Origin of the sequence: Corynebacterium variabile, from assembly GCF_006539825.1 — a bacterium.
Classification (GTDB): domain Bacteria; phylum Actinomycetota; class Actinomycetes; order Mycobacteriales; family Mycobacteriaceae; genus Corynebacterium; species Corynebacterium variabile.
On sequence record NZ_BJNT01000025.1, the window covers coordinates 16,622 to 35,083 of the forward strand.

An 18,462-nucleotide genomic window follows, 5' to 3' on the forward strand; every position below is an offset into this window, starting at 1 on the left:
GACTTGCGGGGGTGAGGCAGGGGTTGCGCAGCAGAGACCTACGCAGCCTTCCGCCGGGCGAGGATGAGGTGGTCCAGGCTGTAGCGACCGCCGGCCACCGCGCCGACCAGGGCGGCACCTGCAGCAAGGACGAGGACCAGCTCGTAACCGCCGGCGTCGACGAAGATGGTGCCAGCGTCGGAGTGGACGAACCACCAGGCACCGATCATGTCGATGACCACCAGCACCGCGACCACCGGAGTGAACAGGCCGACGATGAGGAGGATGCCGCCGACCAGCTCCACGGTCGCCGCGAAGATCGCGGCCGCGGTAGCCGCCGGAACGTCCATCGACTCGAAGAAGGTCGAGGTGCCGTCAATGGTGTTGGTGAAGAACTTCTGCCAACCGTGGGCCAGGAGGGTCACACCCACGGCAACCCGGGCAATGAGGATGACGATGTCAGAGGTGGTACGGGAGAAGGTGTCGGTCCCGGTGGCGGAAGCCATGGCGTCCTTTCAGAAAGTAAGTAATGAACGGAGACCACCCTAGGGCCGCAATTGTTGACGTGTCAACTATGTGTCTGTCGTGTCACACCCCGGAACTTCCGGTCAGAGTTTTCCGACGCGCACCGTCACCGGCCACGACACCTGCCGCGGGCGCCCGTTGTCACCCCAGATCCGCACGATGTCGGCGCTGAAGTTCTGGAAGAGGTCCGCCCTGCCCGCCTCCTCGGCCTTACGCACCGCCGACCACGTGCCGATGTACCCGAGGAATCCCTCCGGATCGAGGTCACGGTCGATGCTGAGCTCCGGTGCATCCAGCTCCTCGAAGGGGAAGTCGATGGTGCGGTAGCCCTCGTCGACGTAGCGTCGTTCCGGATCCCAGAACGGGCCGATCTCGTCGTAGTAGAACCGGCCGAACCGCTCCTGGAGTTCCGCGTCCGCGATGCGCAGCACGCCGTAGCTGACCAGGGCGATCAGCGCTCCCGGCGCGGCGATGCGGCGGGCCTCGGCGTAGAACTCCGGCAGATTGAACCAGTGCGCCGACTGCGCCGCAGTGACCAGGTCCACCGTGCCGTCGGCCACCGGGAGGTTCTCGGCGCGTCCGACCTCGTAGGTCACATTGGGCTTCGCCGTGGCCGCCCCGATCTGCGACTCACTGGGGTCGAAGGCCAGCACCCTGTCGAAATTGTCCGCGAGCTGGGTGGACAGCTGACCGGTGCCGCAGCCCACGTCCACCGCGGTACCGGTCGAGGGAGCGAGACCGGCGAGGAAGGCCGAGACCTGCGTCGGGTACTCCGGGCGGTAGGTCGCGTACTCGGCGCCGCCGGTGAACCAGTTGCTGGGGACGTTCGCGGCGCCCGAGGTCTCCGAGGCGTTGCCGGAGGTGGGACCGTTGGCGGGTGAGTCAGTCATGCCGCCAGCGTACCGGTGGCTTCGACGAGGTGAGCACCGCACGCGGTGTCACCGTGCCGACCCAGTCAACCGGCCCTGTCCGCAGGGGCTGATTCCACGTCCGGGTCACGCGTAGCCTCGGAACTATGACACACAGTGAGCTGCAGGCAACCTACGATCACATCATCGTCGGCGGCGGCGTGGCCGCCGACAAGGCCGCCCGTGCCATCCACGGGCGCACACCGGACGCCGCCGTCCTCATCCTCACCAGGGATCCCGAAGGCCCCGTGTCCCGACCGGACCTCACCAAGACCCTCTGGCTCGACGAATCGACCGGCCTCGAAGACATCGACCTGGGCACCGCCGGGGACACCGGCGCCCAGCTGGTCACCGGTGTGACGGTCACCGCGGTCGACCCGTCCACCCACACCGTCACCACCGACGGTGGGAACACCGTCACCTACGGGACGCTGCTGCTGGCGACCGGTGCGTCCGCCCGCACACTGGAGGACGCCAAGGGTGGCGACGACAGCCGGGTCACCTACATCCGCAGCGTCAGCGACTACCGTGACCTGCGGAGCAAAGTCTCGGAGGGGACCCGGGTCGCCGTCGTCGGCGGCGGTTACATCGGTTCCGAGATCGCCGTCGCACTCAACGCCATCGGCGCCACCGTGGACGTCTACACCCCGGACGACCGGTTGCTCGGGCACATGTTCCCGGCCTCGGTCACCGACCATCTCGAGGAGGTTTACGCCGACAAAGGCGTCACCGTGCACCACGGGTTCCTCCTCGACCACCTCGACGCCTCCGGCGAGACGCTGAAACTCGTCCCGGAACACGGGTCCGCCGCGTCCGCCGATCTGGTGGTCATCGGCTTCGGCGCGGTGTTGGAGACCGGCCTCGCCCAGGACGCCGGGCTCACGGTCGAGGACGGTGCCGTCGCCGTCGATGCCTCCCTGCGCACGAGCGACCCCGATATCTTCGCCGCCGGCGACATCATCGGATTCACCGATCCACTGCTCGGACGTCGTCATGTCGAGCACGTGGACAATGCCGAGCAGTCCGGTGAGATCGCCGGAAAGAACATGGCCGGCGACACGGCCACCTACGACTACACGCCGCTGTTCTTCTCCGACATCTTCGACGACGGCTATGAGGCGGTCGGCACGCTGAGCACGGACCTCGACACCCTCGAGGACTGGAACGACGACCACACCGCCGCCGTCATCTACTACCTGGACGGCGGGATCGCCCGGGGCGTCCTGCTGTGGAACACCTGGGACAGCGTGCCGAAGGCCCGCGAGGTCATGACCGCCTCCGCCGCCGGGATGCTCACCGGCGAGGACCTGCGCGGCGCCATCGCCGTCGGGTAGGTGGAACCTATTCCGCAGGCAGCTCCGGCAGCTCCGGCAGCGCGGTGCTGTGCAACCACGCCTGCCAGATGCCGTCGAGCGGTTCGGTGCTCACCGAGTCGGCCAGTGCCGTGAACTCGTCGGTTGTCGCCAGGCTGTGCTTCCTGGTCTCCGCCCAGGTGCGCAGCAGGGCCCGGAACGACAGGTCACCGAGGGTGCGTCGGAGCGTCTCGAGAAGAAGCGCACCCCGCTTGTAGACACGGTCGTCGAACAGGTCGGCGGCGCCGGGGTCCAGAAGCTGTAGATCCTGCGGCAGTTCCGCCAGCCGCGCATGGTGGAAGCCGGCGCACTCCGCGATCGACGGCCCGTCCGACTCCTGCGACCAGATCCACTCGGAGAAGCAGGCGAAGCCCTCGTTGAGCCAGATGTCCTCCCAGCGGGCGAGGCCGACACTGTTGCCGAACCACTGGTGGGCGAGCTCGTGCGCGATGAGTCGCTGCTCGGACTCCTCGCAGTGGTTCAGGCCGAAGGTCGTCATGCCCTGTGCCTCCAGCGGAATCTCCAGGTCCTCGTCAACGACGACGACAGTCAGATCCTCCTGCGGGTAGTCGCCGAACCAGTCCTCGAAGACCGCCACCATGTCGGGTACCGGGGAGAAGGCCTCGCGCACGAGGCCTGAGTGGGCAGGCGGGGCGATGAGCCTGGCGGATCCGGCGCCTTGCGGGGCGTGTCCGGTGAGCGACCGTGCCCCTGCACGCACCGCGCCGACGACGACATCGCCCACGGTCGTGAGGCGGAACGCGTACTCCGTGTACTCCCCCACGTGCGCGGCGAGCAGGTACGTCGCGGTCGGGACATGGCTCTCGAAGTGCCAGGCCTTCTTGCGTCCCGCGGAGGTCACGCGACCCGGCACACCGGTCACCGCGACGAAGAACTCCGGGTCACAGGTGAACTCGATGTCGTAGGTGCCTCGGTCGTCGACCCGGTCGTTGCAGGGGAACCACGTGGGCGCACCGCACGGCTGCGAGGCGACGAGCGCACCGTCGGTGATTTCCTCCCAGCCGACCTCGCCCCAGTGCGACCGGCGCGGCGCCGGCTTGCCGGCGTAGTCGATGACGACGGTCAGCGAGGTTCCCGGCTGCAGAGACGGACCGAAGCGCACATGCAGCGCGTCCTTCCCGTGCTTGAGCTGCTTGTGCACCTTCCCGTCGACACGCACCTTGCCTACGCGCAGCCCGACGAGATCGAAGCGCAGGTCCCGGGTCTCCTCGAGCACCCGCACGTCGAACTCGGCACGTCCCTCGAGGCGGTTGGTGCGCGGGGTGTAGTCGATGGCGAGCGTCGTATGAGCGACGGAGAACCGCTGGTCACCGGAGTGCGGGAGGTAGGGGTGTGGAGCAGAGGTGTGGGGCATCGGACCGATCCTATGTCGTTGACTGGTAGGCGCGCACCTTCACGGCCTTCCAGGGGCCGATCGGGTTGCCGCTCCACCGGGAGCCGACGGGCACGCCCTCACCGCGCATCACCAGCGAGGCCGGACCGACCGTCGCATGCGCACCGATCGACGCGGCGGGCAGGATCACACTGTGCGGGCCGAGCGTCGCCCCGTCCTCGAGCTCGACACGGTCCATGCTCATGATGCGGTCGTGGAACAGGTGCGTCTGCACCACACAGCCCCGGTTGACAGTGGAACCGTCACCGAGGGTCACCAGATCGGGTTCGGGCAGCCAGTACGAGTCGCACCACACGCCCTTGCCGATGTGCGCACCGAGCGAGCGCAGCCAGACCGCCATCGCGGGCGTCCCTACGGCGGCACGGGCGAACCAGGGTGCGGCGAGCATCTCGGTGAAGGTGTCACTGACCTCGGTGCGCCACACGAAACTCGACCACAACGGCTTCTCCCCGGCCCGGATCGGCCCCACGATCGTCCACTTCACGACAGTGGTGACCGCTGCGGCGACAGCGCCGGCGGCGAGCATCACGATGCCGGACAGCAGGAGCGTCCACCACGGCCCGACCGAGGACCAGAGCCAGGTGAAGACGCAGAGCACCGCTACACCGAGCAGGCAGGAGACGATCACCGGCACGATGCGGCACAGTTCCCACAAGGTGCGCGCGACCTTCAGCCGCGTCCCGGGGTTGTAGGTGCGCTCGTCGTCACCGGTCTGCGCCGCGCGGCGCAGGCGGGTCGGCGGGGAGCCGAGCCATGACGAACCCGACTTCGACTTGTCCGGGGCAACAGACAGCACGGCGACCAGCGAACGCTTGGCGACCTTGTGCCCGGGGCCGGCCATGCCCGAGTTGCCGAGGAACGCCCGTTTACCGATGCGCACCGGGGCGATCCGCAGCCATCCGCGATGCAGTTCATAGGATGCGACCATCGTGTCGTCGGCGAGGAACGCGCCCTCGTCGATGCGGGTCATCGTCGGCAGCAGCAGGACGGTGGACGCCTCGACGTTCTTCCCGACCCGGGCGCCCAGCATGCGCAGCCACACCGGGGTGAACAGGCTCGAGTAGATCGGGAAAAGGAAGTTGCGGGAGGCATCGAGCAGGCGCTCCGTGGTCCACACCTGCCACCCGATGCGGCTGTGCACCGGAAATGTCCCCTCCGTCAGACCGACCGCGCACAGACGGACGAACACCAGGACGATCCCCGCGTACACGAGGCCGACGGCGAGCACCGCCGGCACCAACCAGACAAGCGAGCCGAGCAACGCCTGCCAGGGGGTGTCTGCACCGGCGATCCCGATCGAGAGGACGGCGGCTCCCGCCGTGAACGCCACGAACGGCTGCAGGGCCAGACCGACCGACGAGACACCGTAGGCGATCTTCCACGCCGACGACTGCATCGCCTTCTTCTCCGGCCATCTGCCGGCGATGCGCTTCGCACCACCGGTACGCACGGCGGGCGATCCGCTCCACCGCTGGCCCGACTTCACACGGCCGAACACCGCGGAACCGGGCGAGATCTCCGCCCCGTCGTCGATCCGGGTGCCGGGAGCGAGCGTCGACCGGGCGCCGACGGTGACATTGCGTCCGATGCGCACCGGGCCGACGCGCAGCAGGTCACCGTCGATCCAGTACCCGCTGAGGTCGGTCTCGGGCTCGATCGCCGAGTTCCGGCCGATCTCCAGCATCCCGGTGATCGGCGGCAACGTATGCAGTGACACATCGCGCTCGACCTTCGCGCCGAGCATGCGGGCGTACACCGTGATCCACGGTGCCCCGGCAAGACCGACGGCGTCGATCTGGGCCGCGAACTGCTCGGCGAGCCAGAGTCGCATGTGGGTGACACCGCCACGCGGGTAGTCCCCCGGGACGAGTCCGCCCAGCAGCAGACGGGCCGCGGCCGCAGCGATACCCATGCGACCGAAGGGCGTCGCCACGACGACGATCATGACGATGAGCAGCCACCAGGGCACACTCGGCAGGACGCTGAAGGCGTCGCCGTCGACCGAGGTGAGGATCGTTCCCGCGGTGAGGAGGTAGACGAGCCACCTCACCCCGCCCACGATGAACAGCGGGACGCCGGCGAGCGTCTGCAGCCACTGGGTACGACGCGGTGTCGGAACCGGGCGGTGGTAGGTGTCAGAGGTGGTCTGCGCGTCCGTCGCGGCGACCGCTGCCGCCATCGCCGCCAACCGCGGCACATCATAGACGTCAGCGACGGCGAACTCGGGCACCCTGGTGCGGATCCGGCTGACGAGCTGGGCGGCGGCGAGGGACCCGCCGCCGAGGTCGAAGAAGTTGGCGTCGGTGCCCGGGACGGGCATGCCGAGGACAGCCTCCCACTGTTCCACCAGCCACTGCTCGGCCTCTGTCCGGGATGCGTCACCCTCGCCCGTACTGTCGTGTCCCGCGCCGCCGGTCGCCGAGGGCGGCAGCGGCCACGGGAGTGCCGCACGGTCCACCTTGCCGGAGGTCCGCGTGGGCAGTTCCTCGACGACGGCGAGCAACGGCATCACCCCCGCCGCGAGACGGGAGGCGAGATGTTCGCGGGCCGCGGCGCGGTCGAGGTCACGGTCGCCCTCGACGACGAGGTAGCCGACCAGCAACGGCACCCCCGCCTCACTCTTCCGGACCGCAGCAGTCGCGGCCGTCACACCGGGCAGGTCCTGCAGCGCATTCTCCACCTCGCCGAGTTCGACACGGCGTCCACCGACCTTGACCTGGTCGTCGGCACGACCGACGAAGATCAGGCCGTCCTCCTCGTAGCGCACGAGATCGCCGGAGCGGTAGGCACGCTCCCAGCCGAGAGAGGGCATCGGTGCGTATTTCTCCGCGTCCTTCGCGGGGTCGAGGTAGCGGGCGAGTCCGACGCCGCCGATGATGAGTTCGCCCTGCTCCCCGGGCGCGACCCTCCCGCCCTCGGCGTCGACGACGGCGAGGTCCCAGCCGTCGAGGGGAAGACCGATGCTCACCGGCCCTTTCTCGTCGAGTCGGCAACCGCAGGCGACGACGGTCGCCTCTGTCGGGCCGTAGGTGTTCCACACCTCACGCCCCTCCTCCACCAGGCGCGCGGCAAGTTCGGGCGGGCAGGCCTCGCCACCGAAGATGAGCAGCCGGACGTTCTCGATCGCCTCGGCGGGCCACATCGCGGCCAGCGTCGGCACAGTCGAGACAGCCGTGACGTTCTGGCGGACGAGCCAGCCCGCGAGATCCACTCCGCTGCGTACCAGCGAGCGTGGCGCCGGCACCAGGCACGCGCCGTGCCGCCAGGCGAGCCACATCTCCTCGCAGGACGCATCGAAGGCGACCGAGAGCCCGGCGAGCACCCGGTCACCGGGGCCGAGCGGGTCGTCCTGCAGGAAGAGAATTGCCTCCGCGTCGACAAATGCCGCGGCCGAGCGGTGTGTGACCGCGACCCCCTTCGGCACCCCGGTGGATCCGGAGGTGAAGATGATCCAGGCGTCGTCATCCGGGGTCGGGTCGTGGGACGCCTCGGCGTCCTGCGTGCCCTGCACGTCCCCGTTCTCACGCGGCACATAGCCGCCGTTACCGACGATGCCGACGGCCTGTGCCTCCCCGAAGACGAGACGGGCCCGCTCATCGGTGTCGTCGACATCGACCGGAACGTAGGCAGCCCGGGCGAGCATCACGGCGAGAATCGAGATGTAGAGTTCCTTCGATCCGGAGTCGACGCGGATACCGACCCTGTCCCCCGGTCGCACCCCCGCCGAGCGGAGCACCGCTGCCTTCGCCTCGACGGCGTCGAGCAGTTCGGTGTAGCTCAACGCCCCCGATCCGTCATCGATGGCGGATGCCTCGGGATGGTCCTGTGCTGTCGCCCGGAGAATGTCGATGAGCGTCCGGGGTGGCGCCGCGAGGGCACCGCGAGTCAGGGGAGATTGAGAATCACCGGTGAGTTTCACGACGTCAGTCAAGCACACGCAGGTGAACTTCTGATGACGTGCACGCCAACTACAGTTCCAGCCGCGCCCCCGACCACCGCTCACGCAGCCACCGGTCGTGGGAGGCGACGACAACCGCCCCCGGGTACTCCGGAATCGCCTCCTCCAGTGCAGTGACCAGGGACAACGAGAGGTGATTGTCCGGCTCGTCGAGCAGCAGGACCTCCGGTGGATCCGCGAGCAGCACCGCCAGGGCCACCCTGCGCTGCTGGCCGAGGCTGAGTTCCACCAGCGGTCGGTTCTCGTCGCGCGGGTGGATCAGCCCGAACGTGGACAGTGGCACCTCCTCGGCCAGCTCCTCACCGACAAGGTCACGGTAGGCGCGCTCGACTGTGCGGTCGTCGCCGCGGTCGTGCGGATCCGGCAGGTCGACGTCCTGGGTCAGGTAGCCGGTGCGTACCCCGGTGACCGTGAGAGACCCGGCGTCCGGAGTGAGTTGTCCGGCGAGGACCGAGAGCAGCGTGGACTTCCCCGACCCGTTCGGTCCGGTGACCAGGAGCTTCTCGGTGCCGTTGAGGGTCAGCGATGGCCCCGGGAGGCGTCCTTCCACGGAAATGCAGGACGCCACGACGACCGGCCCCTCGGCAGGTTCACGGGTGGTACCGGCCGATGCCGCCGTGAGACCGGCGAAGGCCAGCTCCTTCGGGGGCTTGCGGACCTGCTCCTCCTCGAGTTTCTCCAGGCGCGAGCGGGAATCGTTGACGCGGCGCGAGACGACCTTCGCGTTGCGGTCGGCGTAGAACTTCTTCGCCAACTTCCCCTCGGTCCGGGGCGGGGCGCCGACGTGCCCGACGGTGTGGTTGTCGCGCACACCGGCACGCAGGCGCTTCAGTTCCGCCTGCTCATCGCGGTACCGGCGTTCCCAACGAACGCGGACGTCTTCGCGGGCGGCCAGATAGTCGCTGTAGTTGCCGGTGTAGCGGGTCACCCCGCCGTCCTGGCCGACCATGCTCGGCGCGGGGTCCAGATCCACGATGCCGGACGCCGCGATGTCCAGGAACGCACGGTCGTGACTGGCGAAGAGTACCGGCCCCTTCCACGCGGAAAGGACGCTGACCAGGTAAGTCGTCGCGGCGTCGTCGAGATGGTTGGTGGGCTCGTCGAGCAGGAGGATGTCCGGCCGGTTGAGCAGCAGCCACGCCAGGGACAGGCGCGCCTGCTGACCTCCGGAGAGTTCCCCGGTGGGACGGTCGGTCGGGATGTGCGACAGGCCGAGGCCGGCGAGCGTGGCCGAGATCCGGGCGTCGGTCTCCCAGATGTCGAGGCGTTCGGCCAGGTCAATGGCTTTTGTGTAGGCCTGCTCGTCGTAAGGGTCGGCGGCGGACTCCAGGTCACGGGCGACCTGACGCTCGACGGCGACGGCGGACTCCAGAGCCTGCTCGATCGTGTCGGCCGGGGCGAAGGGCGCCTGCTGGTGCAGCAGACCGACGCGGGCCCGGTGACTGCCGGAACCGGTGTCGATGGTCCCGGCGGTCGTCGCACCGCGCGGCAGTGAACCGTGGACGGCGTGCAGCAGGGTGGACTTGCCCGAGCCGTTCTCACCGATCAGACCGATGCGCTGACCTGGGGCGACGGTGAAGCTGAGGTTTGTGAGGATGTGCGTCCCCGCGATCTGGGCAGACAGGCCGTCGATACGCAGGACGGCGTCCGGGGTGGCGGTGTGCACGGAGGTGGCGGACAACATGGCGGAACTCCCTGAGTGGAGAAAAGGTGTGCCCCGCCGGGCTGTGCTCACCGGCGCCCGGAGCTGTTCGCTCGACGGGGATCCGGGGGCGCCTCAGGCGCGGGACGGTTCAGGGATTCTACTTCCGCATGTGACTCACGCTAGCAGCGGTTGTCCGCACCGCGCAACGGCAGGTCGGTCGCATGCCTGCTGAGACGGCCTCATGGTGCGTGATGCGGACGTCACTCAGTCGCGCGGCCGCTCAGCCCTCGACGAGTGACCGGAGAGTGTGGAGCGTCTCGGTGATGCCGTAGGTGGCGGCGTCCCGCCGGTCGGCTTCCTGGGCGGCGGCGTCCTCCCCGTACTTCTCGACGAAGAATGCCTCACCCTGCTCGGTGAAACGGGTGAACTCGGTGAGGACGGTGGCGTCGTCGCGGCGGTTCACCGGCTCCAGGCGGTAACCCCACACCGTGCCGGACGAGGTGACCCGCCAGGAGAACTCGCGGCCGGGCTCGCAGACCACGACCTCGGACACCGTGCTCCACTCCCGGTCCTCGGTCCGGTTGTGGCCGGTGAACGTCGCTCCGACGCCCCGGGCGGCCGGATCGATGGCGGCGGCGTCGTTCCACTCCGCGTTGTAGCACTGGGCGCTCCATTCGCCGGTGCGGGTGATGTCGCTGACCAGGTCGAAGACCTCGGCCGGGGACGCGGCGATGGTGATGGAGTCGCTGAGTTCGTATGCCATGGCGTCGAGGGTAGTCGGGGCCTGTCCGGCCGGGCGCTTCCCCGCTACCGTGGACGCCATGACCACCACATCACGCCGTCGGCGACTTACCACCACAGCACTCGCCACCGGCCTTACCGGCGTGCTCGCCGTCACCACCGCCGGAACCGCCGGTGCTGCAGACCTCCCGTCCAGCTCGGAGGTGCAGTCACAGGTCAACGGCGCAGTCGAGGACTCGGTCGAGTACGGCGGCTACGTCGCCGGCAGTGTAGGGGCCTTCTTCCGACTGCCTGTCGAGCAGGCCATCTACGGCAGTGCGGCCGCCGGAGCGCTCGCGCTGTGCCTGGTTCTCCCCTCCTCTGACGGCAACTGCGTGATCTGAGGCCGAAGAGAACACAGAAGGACGCCATGTACATCAAGATGATGAACGAGTACTCGGTCGACTGGCCGTTCTGGAACCCGGCTGGCAGCAATCCCGACCTTGACCTGCCCTATCTGCTCTCCGACATGGATGATCCCCTCCCCCACCTTCCGGATGATCTCGCAGCGCACGTCCGATCCTGGACCAGGCAGTTCGCAGAGAACTATGAGCGGCACTTCCGGTGGCCGTCGCAGGAGATGGCCCGGGCTCACGGGGAGGAGGGACGCCGCCTCCAGGCGGAAGTCACGGCAGCTCTCCCCGTGGACACAGTGGTGCTCGACTACTGGGAGACCGGCTACGCCGACGATGCCGAAGACACCGGTGATTTCTCCGCGGGCACCTACACACACTGACGCCACCACCCCCGGGCTCCAGGTCGGGTGCCTCAGGGTGGATCAGGCGGCAGGTGTCGAGTTAGCACCCTCACCGGCAGAAAAACGGGCGGTTCAGCTGCCTGTGAGGGGGCAGAGTCGACATCGGGAGACAACGGGGGCGACGGGAAGTGACGGGGCAGCGCGGGGACAGGTCTACTCCGCGCCCCCTGTACCGGCCGCGTCAGCCGGGTCGACAATGTCCACGTCATCCCCGGCACCACCGGCGGCGAACTGGCTGCGGTACAGGTCCGCATAGGCGCCGTCGAGTTCCAGCAGCTCCTCATGGGAACCCTGCTCCACGATCGCACCCTCGACCATCACGAGGATCCGGTCGGCGTCCCGGATCGTGGACAGCCGGTGCGCGATGACGAATGAGGTCCGGTCCGCCCGGATCGCGTTCATCGCCTGCTGCACCAGAACCTCGGTGCGGGTGTCCACCGACGATGTCGCCTCATCGAGGATCAGCAGCTCAGGGGCACGCAGGAAGGCGCGGGCAATGGTGATCAGCTGCCGCTCTCCGGCAGAGACCGAGCCACCGTCCTGGTCGATGACCGTGTCATAGCCCTCCGGCAGCGCATGGACGAACCGGTCGACATAGGCCGCCTTCGCCGCGTCGATCACTTCCGGGTCCGTGGCCTCCAGCCGGCCGTAGCGGATGTTCTCCATGATCGTGCCCTCGAACAGCACCGCGTCCTGCAGCACCATGCCGGTGCGCGAGCGCAGGTCAGCGCGGGTCATGGCGCGGGTATCCGCACCGTCGAGCCGGATGGAACCACCGGTGACCTCGTAGAACCGCATGATGAGGTTCACCAGTGTCGTCTTACCGGCACCGGTCGGACCGACGATCGCGATCGTCTGCCCCGGCTCCACGGTGAGGTCAAGGTCCGTGATCAGGGGCTCGGTGTCCGCCCCGCCGTAGCCGAAGGAGACGTCCCGGAACTCCACCCGGCCCGGCTTCTGACCGGTGGTGAGCTCCGGCGTCACCGGATCGGCCGGGTCGGCGTCCTCCTCGTCGGCGTCGAGCAGCTCGAAGACACGCTCGGTGGAGGCGAGCCCGGACTGCAGCATCGTCATCATCCCGGCGACCTCCGACAGCGGCTGGTTGAACTCGCGCGAGTAGGTGATGAACGCCGTCGCCGCACCCAGGGTCATCGACCCGCCGGCGACCCTCAGCCCGCCGGCCACCGCGATGACCACGTAGGACAACCAGGTGAGGAACTGCATCAGCGGCATCATCGACCCGGACAGGAACTGCGCCTTCGCGCTCGCCCGGTACATCGACTCATTGCGGCGGGTGAATTCCTCGGCCATCTCCTCCTGCCGACCGTAGGCGACGACGAGGTCGTGCCCGGTGAAGGACTCCTCGACATGACCGTTGACCCGACCGGTCTCACGCCACTGGGAGCCGTACTCCTTCTGGGCCCGACCACCGATCACGCCGACGATCACGGCGGTCAGTGGCAGCACGAGCAGCGACAGCAACGTGAGCTGCCAGGACACGGTGAACATCATGACCAGCACACCGATGATCATCATCACCGAGTACACCAGCTGGCTGATCGCCTGCTGGAGCGCCTGCTGGATGTTGTCGACGTCATTGGTGGTGCGCGAGAGGATGTCGCCACGCTGGCGGGTGTCGTAGTAGTTCAGCGGCAGGTGGTGGATCTTGCGCTCCACCCGCGCGCGCAGCTCGATGACGACCGCCACGACCACCCGGTTGAGCACGAACCCCTGCAGCCAGTTGAACACCCCGGCCACGACGTACATGCCCAGCACGATGCCGATGAGCTCACCGAGCCGACCGTAGTCGATCCCGGCACCGGGCTCGCCGCTCCACATCGTCCTGACACCGTCGTAGATGACGTCCACGGCGTAGCCGAGCACCTTCGGCGCCCACACCGACAGGACCACACACACGGTGAGCAGGAAGAACACCCACGCCATCGCGGCCTTGCGTGCGCCCAGCAGACCGAGCATGCGCTTCGTCGCCGACCAGAACGACCGGATCTTCTGGGGCTGCTGCATCTCGTCCATTACTCGTCACCTCCGTTCACGGCACCGGTCAACTGCGACTCGACGATCTCCCGGTAGGTGCCGCTGGATTCCAGCAGCTCCTCATGGGTACCGCGGGCGACGATACGGCCGGCCTCCAGCACGAGGATCTGGTCGGCCTCCCGGACGGTCGAGACGCGCTGGGCGACGGTCACCACCGCCGCGTCCGTGGTGCGCGGGGCCAGGGCCTCACGCAACGCCGCATCGGTGCGGACGTCGAGGGCGGAGAAGGAGTCGTCGAAGACGTAGATCTTCGGGGACGCCACGAGGGCGCGCGCGATACACAGGCGCTGGCGCTGACCACCGGAGACGTCCGTTCCACCCTGGGAGATGGAGGACGCCAGGCCCGTCGCGGCGACCGCGTCCTCTGTACCGTCGGCGTCCTCTCCTTCCCCGGTGGAGCGCTCGGCGACGAAGCGGTCGGCCTGGGCGATGCGCAGGGCGTCCCACAGCTCGTCATCGGTGGCGTCCGGAGCGCCGAAACGCAGGTTGGAGGCCACCGTCCCGGAGAACAGGAAGGCCTTCTGCGGCACCAGGCCGACGCGCTCCACGATCGCGGCACGCGACATCCGGTCAACCGGTGCGCCGTCGAGGAGCACTTGACCGGCGGTCGGCTCCAGCAGCCGCGGAACAAGGTTGACCAGGGTTGTCTTGCCCGACCCGGTCGCCCCGATCACCGCGGTGGTCTGGCCGGGACGGACCGTGAAGGAGACGTCGGAGAGCACCGGCTTGTCCGCACCCGGGTAGGTGAAGGAGACATTGCGGAACTCCAGCTCGCCGCGCAGTTCCCCGGGATCCTGCGCCGTGGCCGGCTCCGCCACGGTCGGCTCATGGCCCAGGACCTTGCTGATACGCCCGGCGCAGACGATGGCGCGCGGCAGCATCATCGCCATGAACGCGCCCATCATCACCGCCATGAGAATCTGCAGCAGATACTGCATGAACGCGGTCAGCGACCCGACCTCCATATTGCCGTCGCCGACGCGGTGCCCGCCGAACCACAGCACCGCCGCGGTCGCGACGTGCAGCAGGATCATGATCACCGGGAACATCAGTACGAAGACCTGGCCGACCTTCTCGGAGACGCGGCCGATGTCCAGGTTCGCGTCCCGGAACCGGTCGGTCTCGTGCTTCTCGCGGACGAAGGCGCGGACGACACGGATGCCGGTGATCTGTTCACGCAGGACCCCGTTGATCCGGTCGACCTTGTCCTGCATGACTTTGAACAGCGGCACCAGCTGGGCGATGAGCAGGGCCACGACGGCGAGCAGCACCGGCACGGAGACCCACACCAGCCATGACAGGGCGGCGTCCTCCCGCAGGGCCATGACGATGCCGCCGATACACATGATCGGCATGGTGACCATGAAACTCAGCGCCATCGAGGTGACCTGCTGGACCTGCTGGACGTCATTGGTACCGCGGGTGATCAGCGTCGGCACACCGAATTCGCCCATGTCACGGGCGGAGAACCGGTCGACACTGCGGTAGACGTCCCGCCGGATGTCGCGTCCGATCCCCATCGCCACACGGGCTGCGCACCAGGTCGCGCCGACGGCGGCGATGACCTGACCGAAGGCGACGGCGAGCATGACACCACCGGTGGACCAGATGTAGCCGATGTCTCCGGTGGAGACACCCTTGTCGATGATCCGCCCGTTGAGATTGGGTAGGTAGAGGGTGGCCAGGGCGGAGATGCCCTGGAGGATGAGGACCGCGGTCAGCAGTCCCAGATAGGGCCGCGAGTAGGCGCGGAGAAGGCGTAGCAGCTGCACATCTTCGATCATAGAGTCGGGACCGGACAGGTACGACACGGTAACGGGTGGCAGCTACGCATCACCGCCGGTCAGAGACTCCAACTGTCGTCTGGTAATCCTCGCGTGCCTGCACACCTCCCGTCACCGCCCAGTCACCACACCAGACCCCCGCACCAGTCACCGCACCAGTCACCGCACCAGTCACTGAGGAACCCCATGGCCCCGTCCGCACAGTCCCGTCACCGCACCGCGTCCCGCACCCCGCGCTCCGTCCGCATCGCCGCCACCGTCGTCGCCGCAGCCCTGCCCGTCACCGCGGTCGCGGTCAGCCTCGACGGTGGGACGCCGGGCGCCACGGCGTCCCCTGCCCCGGCCGCCCCGGCGACCGGCCCTGCCGTGATCAACGACGCCTTCCCCACCCGCGACGCCGCGGACACCGACACCTACGTCCCCTCCGACGAGTCGGTCTGGCGCGACGCGGTCTACGACGATGCCGGCAACCGCCTGCCCAATGTCGAGGAACTCGAGGTCCACTCCCCCGCCATGGACCGCGACATCCCGGTCGTGACGATCCGGGCGAAGGAGGACGCCGCCAACGCCCCGACGATCTACCTGCTCAACGGCGCCGACGGCGGGTCCGGCAAGGCGAACTGGCTGTCCCAGACCACGGCGATCGACTTCTACGGCAACCGGATCGGTAACGTCAACGTGGTCATCCCGATGTCCGGCGGCTTCTCCTACTACACCGACTGGCAGCAGGAGTCCGTGCTCGACGGCGACGGCAACGGCAACGGCAACGGCGGCGTCCAGAAGTGGGAGACCTTCCTCACCTCGGAGCTTCCCGGCGCGATGGAGCAGGGCCACCTCGGGACCAGCAGCGACAAGCGGGCGATCGTCGGCATGTCGATGACCGGGTCGACGTCCCTGGTCTACGCCGAGCACAACCCCGGCATGTACGACGCGGTCGGCTCCTACTCCGGCTGCCCGGCGACCAGTGGTGCCGGCGCGACGGCGGTGGACGCCACGCTGGCCATGAAGGGCACCGGTGTCACCTACGAGCAGATGTGGCGTGACCGCAACGGTGCGACCGCCCGCTACAACGACGCACAGGTCAACGTCGCCGAACTGGGTGATCAGCAGAACATCTACGTCTCCTCCGGTACCGGACTGCTCGGTGAGCACGACGTGTGGTCCTCCCCCGACGTGAACCGGAACCTCATCAACGAGTCAACTGTCGCCGGACAGGGTAGCCCGATCGAAGCAGTGACCAACGGCTGCACCCATATGTTCAAGGCGGCGGCGGACAAGGCCGGCGTCTCCGACAACATCACCTGGAACTTCCACAACACCGGCACCCACCAGTGGGCCTACTGGCGCGAGGACATGTACCAGTCCTGGCCCACCCTCTCCGCCGGCCTGTTCGGCCCGGAGTCTGTCGCGTATGCCCAGGCGGTCGGAGACCAGGCGTACGACGACTACCACGCCTCGCTCTGATCAGGAGTTGATCAGTCGCCGATTCTCTCCAGGACCACGGATTCCCGGGGTTCCGGTTCTTCACCGGTGACCGTCCAGGCGTCCTCGAGGGACGCCAGTGCCCGGTCGAACCGGGCGGGATCGTCGGTGTGCAGCGAGAACAGGGGCTGCCCGGCGCGGACCCACTCGCCCACCACAGTGTGCAGCTCGATACCCGCCCCGGCCTGCACCGGGTCCTCCTTGCGCGCCCGGCCCGCCCCGAGTCGCCAGGACGCCACCCCGAATGCCAGTGCATCGGTGTGAGTCAGCCACCCGTCCCGGTCAGCAGTGACCTCGTGGGTGTGCGTGGCGGTGGGCAGGTCGGAGTCCGGATCCCCGCCCTGGGCGGTGACCATGGCCCGCCAGGAGTCCATGGCCCGACCGTCACACAGTGCGTCGGCCGGGTCAGCGTCCACGCGCACGGCAGTGAGCATCTCCCGCGCCAGCGCCACGGTCAGCTCCACCACATCCTCCGGCCCACCACCGGCGAGCACCTCGACGGCCTCACGGACCTCCAGGGCATTTCCGACGGTGCGGCCCAGCGGCCGGAACATGTCGGTGAGCAGCGCGGTGGTCGTGACCCCGGCGTCCTGCCCGATCTCCACCATCGTGGAGGCGAGCAGGCGGGCGCTCTCCCGATCCTTCATGAACGCACCGGAGCCGACCTTCACATCGAGGACCAGCGCGCCGGTGCCCTCGGCGATCTTCTTGCTCATGACCGAGGACGCGATGAGCGGGATGCAGTCGACGGTGCCGGTGACGTCGCGCAGGGCGTAGAGCCGTCGGTCAGCCGGGGCGAGGTCCTCCCCCGCCGCGCAGACCACGCCGCCGACATCACGCATGATCTCCCGCATCCGTTGTGTGCTGATCTGCGCCTGCCAGCCTGGGATCGACTCCAGCTTGTCGAGGGTGCCGCCGGTATGACCGAGGCCGCGCCCGGACAGCTGCGGTACCGCCACCCCGTAGGACGCCACGAGCGGCGTGAGCGCGAGGGTGATCTTGTCGCCGACGCCACCGGTGGAGTGCTTGTCTGCGGTGGGCTTACCCAGGTCATCGAAGTTCAGCCGGGTGCCGGAGTTCACCATGGCGGTGGTCCAGCGGGCGGTCTCCGCCCGGTCCAGGCCGTTGAGGTAGACCGCCATGGCCAGTGCCGCCATCTGCTCCTCGGCGACGACGCCACGGGTGTACGCGTCGATGACCCAGTCGATCTGCGCGTCGGCGAGCCGGTGGCGGTCACGCTTGGCGGCGATGATGTCGACGGCGTCGAAGGGCTCCGGGTGATGGTCGGGCGTGGTCATGCCACGATGGTGCCATGTCTGCTGCCTCGACTGCCCCCTCCGATACCGCGCTGCTGGGCTTCGCCCGCGATGCCGCCACCCGCGCCTACGCCCCGTACTCGCAGTTCAGTGTGGGGGCTGCTCTGCTGCTGTCCGACGGGTCAGTGGTGACCGGCTGCAATGTGGAGAACGCCTCCTACGGGCTGGCGGTGTGTGCCGAGCGGGTCGCGGTGGGCCGGGCGGTGGCGGACGGGTTGCTGGGGACGGGACGTGCTGCGGGCACCACGATCGAAGCCGCCGCGGTGGTGGGCCCCGGGGCGGCGCCGTGTTTCCCCTGCGGGGCATGCCGGCAAGTGCTCCACGAGTTCGGGTGCGCGCGGGTGGTGGTGGAGGGTGAGGATCCGAAGGCCGACACCCCCGCCACTCCCCTGTCGCTGCACTTCTCTGAGCTTCTGCCGCGCGCTTTCGGCCCCGGGGATCTGTGATGCTGCCGTCGGCGTCCGGACCTTGTGCATTGCGTCCTGAGGTTGTGCGCCCGGAGGCTGG

14 protein-coding genes are annotated in these 18,462 nt (G+C 68.5%); 5 read left to right on the forward strand and 9 right to left on the reverse strand.

What is annotated here, in order from left to right:
* Positions 1 to 38 precede the first annotated feature (38 nt).
* Positions 39 to 485 carry a DoxX family protein gene (locus CVA01_RS13260; protein ID WP_141331362.1) on the reverse strand — a complete coding sequence of 149 codons (447 nt, stop codon included), beginning with the start codon at positions 483 to 485 and terminating at the stop codon, positions 39 to 41.
* A 102-nt stretch (positions 486 to 587) separates the two neighbouring features.
* Entirely contained in the window at positions 588 to 1,394 is an 807-nt protein-coding gene (locus tag CVA01_RS13265; RefSeq protein WP_170209795.1) for a class I SAM-dependent methyltransferase, read from the reverse strand.
* A 125-nt stretch (positions 1,395 to 1,519) separates the two neighbouring features.
* On the opposite strand from CVA01_RS13265, the gene CVA01_RS13270 reads away from it, so the two are divergent.
* The gene (locus CVA01_RS13270) at positions 1,520 to 2,746 is read left to right on the forward strand and encodes an NAD(P)/FAD-dependent oxidoreductase (protein WP_141331367.1); all 1,227 of its coding nucleotides are present in this window, start codon (positions 1,520 to 1,522) and stop codon (positions 2,744 to 2,746) included.
* Positions 2,747 to 2,753: 7 nt separating this feature from the next.
* On the opposite strand, the gene CVA01_RS13275 is transcribed toward CVA01_RS13270, so the two are convergent.
* From CVA01_RS13275 to CVA01_RS13290, 4 genes are all read right to left on the reverse strand, one after another.
* Positions 2,754 to 4,139, reverse strand: coding sequence for a M1 family metallopeptidase (locus CVA01_RS13275; protein WP_014008653.1), 1,386 nt, complete (start codon positions 4,137 to 4,139; stop codon positions 2,754 to 2,756).
* 10 nt (positions 4,140 to 4,149) lie between these two features.
* Positions 4,150 to 8,115 carry a Pls/PosA family non-ribosomal peptide synthetase gene (locus CVA01_RS13280; protein WP_218024589.1) on the reverse strand — a complete coding sequence of 1,322 codons (3,966 nt, stop codon included), beginning with the start codon at positions 8,113 to 8,115 and terminating at the stop codon, positions 4,150 to 4,152.
* A gap of 31 nt (positions 8,116 to 8,146) precedes the next feature.
* Positions 8,147 to 9,820 (reverse strand): ABC-F family ATP-binding cassette domain-containing protein, encoded by a 1,674-nt coding sequence (locus CVA01_RS13285; protein ID WP_141331369.1) that lies wholly within the window; start codon positions 9,818 to 9,820, stop codon positions 8,147 to 8,149.
* 241 nt (positions 9,821 to 10,061) lie between these two features.
* The gene (locus CVA01_RS13290) at positions 10,062 to 10,544 is read right to left on the reverse strand and encodes an SRPBCC family protein (RefSeq protein WP_170209796.1); all 483 of its coding nucleotides are present in this window, start codon (positions 10,542 to 10,544) and stop codon (positions 10,062 to 10,064) included.
* A 58-nt stretch (positions 10,545 to 10,602) separates the two neighbouring features.
* On the opposite strand from CVA01_RS13290, the gene CVA01_RS13295 reads away from it, so the two are divergent.
* Together CVA01_RS13295 and CVA01_RS13300 are read left to right on the forward strand one after the other, a co-directional pair.
* On the forward strand, positions 10,603 to 10,905 hold the full coding sequence (locus CVA01_RS13295; protein WP_073884030.1) for a hypothetical protein: 303 nt from the start codon (positions 10,603 to 10,605) through the stop codon (positions 10,903 to 10,905).
* Between the two features lie 26 nt (positions 10,906 to 10,931).
* Positions 10,932 to 11,297 (forward strand): immunity protein CdiI family protein, encoded by a 366-nt coding sequence (locus tag CVA01_RS13300; protein ID WP_141331373.1) that lies wholly within the window; start codon positions 10,932 to 10,934, stop codon positions 11,295 to 11,297.
* Between the two features lie 174 nt (positions 11,298 to 11,471).
* Here CVA01_RS13300 and CVA01_RS13305 read toward each other — a convergent pair whose 3' ends face one another.
* Both CVA01_RS13305 and CVA01_RS13310 read right to left on the reverse strand, forming a co-directional pair.
* The gene (locus tag CVA01_RS13305; protein ID WP_244938314.1) at positions 11,472 to 13,352 is read right to left on the reverse strand and encodes an ABC transporter ATP-binding protein; all 1,881 of its coding nucleotides are present in this window, start codon (positions 13,350 to 13,352) and stop codon (positions 11,472 to 11,474) included.
* Positions 13,352 to 15,145 (reverse strand): ABC transporter ATP-binding protein, encoded by a 1,794-nt coding sequence (locus CVA01_RS13310; protein WP_218024590.1) that lies wholly within the window; start codon positions 15,143 to 15,145, stop codon positions 13,352 to 13,354. The genes CVA01_RS13305 and CVA01_RS13310 overlap by 1 nt, the downstream gene beginning before the upstream one ends.
* A 198-nt stretch (positions 15,146 to 15,343) precedes the next feature.
* Between CVA01_RS13310 and CVA01_RS13315 the strand changes: the two genes are divergently transcribed.
* Positions 15,344 to 16,621: an alpha/beta hydrolase gene (locus tag CVA01_RS13315; RefSeq protein ID WP_141331377.1), complete on the forward strand. Its 1,278-nt coding sequence runs from the start codon at positions 15,344 to 15,346 to the stop codon at positions 16,619 to 16,621.
* Between the two features lie 11 nt (positions 16,622 to 16,632).
* On the opposite strand, the gene CVA01_RS13320 is transcribed toward CVA01_RS13315, so the two are convergent.
* On the reverse strand, positions 16,633 to 17,937 hold the full coding sequence (locus CVA01_RS13320; protein ID WP_141331379.1) for a thymidine phosphorylase: 1,305 nt from the start codon (positions 17,935 to 17,937) through the stop codon (positions 16,633 to 16,635).
* Between the two features lie 14 nt (positions 17,938 to 17,951).
* Here CVA01_RS13320 and CVA01_RS13325 point away from each other — a divergent pair, with 14 nt between their 5' ends.
* Positions 17,952 to 18,401 (forward strand): cytidine deaminase, encoded by a 450-nt coding sequence (locus CVA01_RS13325; protein WP_141331381.1) that lies wholly within the window; start codon positions 17,952 to 17,954, stop codon positions 18,399 to 18,401.
* Positions 18,402 to 18,462 lie beyond the last annotated feature (61 nt).

Coding starts and splice junctions, on each gene's coding strand:
- CVA01_RS13295 (WP_073884030.1), top strand. CDS start 10,603: ATGACCACCACATCACGCCGTCGGCGACTTACCACCACAGCACTCGCC.
- CVA01_RS13260 (WP_141331362.1), bottom strand. CDS start 485: ATGGCTTCCGCCACCGGGACCGACACCTTCTCCCGTACCACCTCTGAC.
- CVA01_RS13285 (WP_141331369.1), bottom strand. CDS start 9,820: ATGTTGTCCGCCACCTCCGTGCACACCGCCACCCCGGACGCCGTCCTG.
- CVA01_RS13325 (WP_141331381.1), top strand. CDS start 17,952: ATGTCTGCTGCCTCGACTGCCCCCTCCGATACCGCGCTGCTGGGCTTC.
- CVA01_RS13275 (WP_014008653.1), bottom strand. CDS start 4,139: ATGCCCCACACCTCTGCTCCACACCCCTACCTCCCGCACTCCGGTGAC.
- CVA01_RS13305 (WP_244938314.1), bottom strand. CDS start 13,352: ATGGACGAGATGCAGCAGCCCCAGAAGATCCGGTCGTTCTGGTCGGCG.
- CVA01_RS13320 (WP_141331379.1), bottom strand. CDS start 17,937: ATGACCACGCCCGACCATCACCCGGAGCCCTTCGACGCCGTCGACATC.
- CVA01_RS13290 (WP_170209796.1), bottom strand. CDS start 10,544: ATGGCATACGAACTCAGCGACTCCATCACCATCGCCGCGTCCCCGGCC.
- CVA01_RS13265 (WP_170209795.1), bottom strand. CDS start 1,394: ATGACTGACTCACCCGCCAACGGTCCCACCTCCGGCAACGCCTCGGAG.
- CVA01_RS13315 (WP_141331377.1), top strand. CDS start 15,344: ATGGCCCCGTCCGCACAGTCCCGTCACCGCACCGCGTCCCGCACCCCG.
- CVA01_RS13270 (WP_141331367.1), top strand. CDS start 1,520: ATGACACACAGTGAGCTGCAGGCAACCTACGATCACATCATCGTCGGC.
- CVA01_RS13300 (WP_141331373.1), top strand. CDS start 10,932: ATGTACATCAAGATGATGAACGAGTACTCGGTCGACTGGCCGTTCTGG.